The sequence below is a fragment of the Dyella jejuensis genome (genome assembly GCF_044904675.1).
Classification (GTDB): Bacteria; Pseudomonadota; Gammaproteobacteria; order Xanthomonadales; family Rhodanobacteraceae; genus Dyella_B; species Dyella_B jejuensis.
In genome coordinates this window covers 1-928 of the sequence record NZ_JADIKJ010000051.1, presented here as the reverse complement: position 1 = coordinate 928, position 928 = coordinate 1, and the positions used below count along the sequence as shown (strand labels likewise).

The following is a 928-nucleotide window of genomic DNA, read 5'->3' as shown; positions in this document are numbered from 1 at the left end:
GCGACAACACGATCACGGCCGGTGGCGAATCGATCGCACTGTCCGGTGCAGGCTCGACCAGCGGCGATATCGTGGATGGCAACGACGTCTCGATCAACTCGAGTTCTAGCTATGTGACGCTTACCGGTACCAGCGATACGTTCAGTGGCAGTGGCAATATGCTAGATATGGATACCGGTAGCGCGGCCACGCTGACAAATGGCAGCGACACCATCGACATGCAAACAGGTGCCAGCTTGTTTGATGATGCTGGCAGCGGCAATGACACAATCGATGCCAGTGCAGGCGATACGATCCAGGTCAACAATGACGGCGGCAGCAGTTATCTGGATACGATCAATGCCAGCGGCGATGCAGGTATCACTCTGGATTCCGGATCGAGCCTGGACATGGTGGGCCTCGGCAACACGATTGCCACCAGCAGCTCGGATGATCTGACAGCCGGCGGCGACACGATCGATGCTGCGAGTGGTCAAACACTGTCATTGACGGACAGTGGTGATGTTCAGAACACTGTGGATGGTACGGGCTTCACGATATCGCAGAGCAATGGCTCGCTGGCCTTCGACGGCAGCGGCACGCTCAACGGCAGTGGGGTTGCGTTGGAAATCGATGCCAATAGCAAGGGCACGGTAACGAGCAGTGACGACGCGATCGATATGGATGGCGGTGCGACTTTGATCGACAGTGCCGGCGACGGCAACGACACGATCAATGCCAGCGCGGGCGACACGATCCAGATCAGCAACGATGGCGGCAGCAGCTATCTGGATACGATCAATGCCAATGGCGATGCGGGTATCACGCTGGATGCCGGTTCGAGCCTGGACTTGGTGGGTAGCGGGAATGCTGTCGCTGCCAACAATGGCGACCAGATCACCGCGACCGACAACACGATCGATGCCAATAATGCATCGCTGACACTTAC

Annotated in this window: 1 protein-coding gene; it reads left to right on the top strand. The window is 57.5% G+C overall.

Features of this window, described 5'->3' with window-relative positions; genetic code table 11:
* The coding region (locus tag ISP15_RS18215) for a hypothetical protein (protein WP_404549403.1) at positions 1 to 928 on the top strand (928 nt) is incomplete at both ends.